The sequence below is a fragment of the Mesorhizobium sp. M7A.F.Ca.CA.004.04.2.1 genome, from assembly GCF_004022825.1.
Taxonomy (GTDB): domain Bacteria; phylum Pseudomonadota; class Alphaproteobacteria; order Rhizobiales; family Rhizobiaceae; genus Mesorhizobium.
The window spans coordinates 1-2,012 of the sequence record NZ_RZPH01001049.1 but is presented as its reverse complement, the minus strand read 5'-3'; the positions used below and the strand labels follow the sequence as shown (position 1 = coordinate 2,012).

General features: G+C 62.8%; 2 protein-coding genes. One reads left to right on the top strand and one right to left on the bottom strand.

The genetic code is table 11. The annotated features are described in order from the left end of the window. A partial coding sequence (locus tag EN893_RS31090; protein WP_206640204.1) for an SEC-C metal-binding domain-containing protein occupies window positions 1–806 on the top strand: 806 nt, incomplete at its 5' end. 94 nt (window positions 807–900) lie between these two features. Here EN893_RS31090 and EN893_RS31085 read toward each other — a convergent pair. Next, on the bottom strand, window positions 901–1,761 hold the full coding sequence (locus EN893_RS31085; protein WP_127272361.1) for a restriction endonuclease: 861 nt from the start codon (window positions 1,759–1,761) through the stop codon (window positions 901–903). Window positions 1,762–2,012: the final 251 nt, after the last annotated feature.

The window sequence follows — 2,012 nt, the reverse complement described above, 5'->3', positions numbered from 1 at the left end:
AATATGACGACGTCTCCAACGACCAGCGCAAGGTGGTGTTCGAGCAGCGCATCGAGCTGATGGACGGCGAAGGCCTGTCCGAAACGATCGCCGAGATGCGCGAAGGCGTCATCGACGAGATCGTCGCCAAGGCCATTCCCGAAAACGCCTATGCCGAGCAGTGGAACGTTGCCGGGCTGAAGGCCGAGATCGCCGAGTTCCTCAACCTCGACCTGCCGGTCGAGGACTGGGCCAAGGAAGAGGGCATCGCCGAAGACGACATCCGCGAGCGCATCGGGCAGGCCGCCGAAGCCGCCGCCAAGGAGCGCGCCGAGCGTTTTGGCCCCGAGGTGATGAACTATGTCGAGCGCTCGGTTGTGCTGCAGACGCTCGATCATCTGTGGCGCGAGCACATCGTCAATCTCGACCATCTGCGTTCGGTCGTCGGCTTCCGCGGCTACGCCCAGCGCGATCCGCTGCAGGAGTACAAGGGCGAAGCATTCGAGCTGTTCCAGGCCATGCTGGGCAATCTGCGCCAGGCCGTCACCGCGCAGCTGATGCGCGTCGAACTGGTCCGCCAGGCCGCCGAAGCGCCGCCCCCGGAAGCCCCCGACATGTTCGGCACCCACATCGACGGCACCACCGGCGAGAACGACTTCGAAGGCGGCGAAACCGCCCTCCTGGTCCGCCCGGAGACAACCGCCGTCGTCGCTCCCGAGGACCGCGACCCCAACAACCAGGCCACCTGGGGCAAAGTCGGCCGCAACGAAGCCTGCCCCTGCGGTTCGGGGAAGAAGTACAAGCACTGCCACGGGGCGTTCGCGTAAGGGCGCGGCGCTTTTTTTCCCTTCTCCCCGTTCACGGGGAGAAGGTGCCCGAAGGGCGGATGAGGGGCGGCGCTGGGTTCCGCGATTGGCGTCGTTAAAACTCGGCGAATGCCGCCTCGTCGACCGTCACTTCCTCCACCATCTTCACTCGCACGCCGATCTTCTGATCCTTGAGCAGATCGCATAATCCGTCACCATCGATCAGGTCGATGGCAGGAGCGCCGTCGCGCACAGCCTCGCGCCGCGCATCCGCGGTAAATGTACCGGTGGTGATGACAAGGCCCTTATCGGCTCGACCAACCATTGCACCGCGAAAGTCGCGCACGACGCCTGACCCCACCGAGCCTTTCCAACGCTTGCACTGGAATAGCACGTGGAACGAAAGCAGGTTGACCCGCAATACACCGGTGCCGTCGATGCCACCATCGCCGCTCCTCCCGGTCACCTCGACCTTGATAAAGCCGGCCTCACGGAGAATTCTCTGGCACAACCGCTCAAAGGCCGCGGGATCAAGCGCCAGAAGTATGTCGAGCAGTTGCTCCCGCCAGTCCTTCAAGGCGATATCAGCTGCTTCCGCTTCGGCCTCCACGCGCTCGGGGGCAACGACAGTTTTCGCTTTGCGTAGTGCCGCGTCGGCTCGCCTGACAAGCCGTACGATTTCTTCCGGAGCAAGTGACAGCGATGCCCGGCCTTCCGCCGTGAGCGCCCACACGCCGCGCTCGCTATTGTTCGTGAGGCCTGCATTCTTCAGCCAGCTTCGTGCCCAGGCGCAGCGATAATCGAACTTTGCCCTTGGACCATCACCAACCAGCACCGCCCGCGCCGCATCGGAAATGTTCATCAGTACTGCCGTCTTGTCGTCGATCTCTTCGATCGAAGCGGAGCCGCCGAGCGCGTCCAATGCCCGCAAGACCGGCACAAAGAACTCTGCAAAGGGTGGAACGGTCGCCTTCATCGTCCCATCCTCATACAACCCAACGCGCAACGAACTTGTCTCGGGCCCCCAGAGTCACATGGCCGTGAATTATAAGCTGTGACATGGTTTCCCCAGAACGGGCGTATTAGAGCGGGTTTCGCGCTTCTGGGAAAGTGCTTGAATGTTAACCCGCCATCATTTGCGCTCGTATTTCCTCCGTTCTTTGCCAAGCGCACAGCGCAAACCCTCCCACCGCCAGCGCCGCCCCTCATCCGCCTGCCGGCACCTTC

Excerpts from the sequence above, each read along its gene's own strand:
- EN893_RS31085 (WP_127272361.1), bottom strand. The coding sequence starts at position 1,761 with ATGAAGGCGACCGTTCCACCCTTTGCAGAGTTCTTTGTGCCGGTCTTG.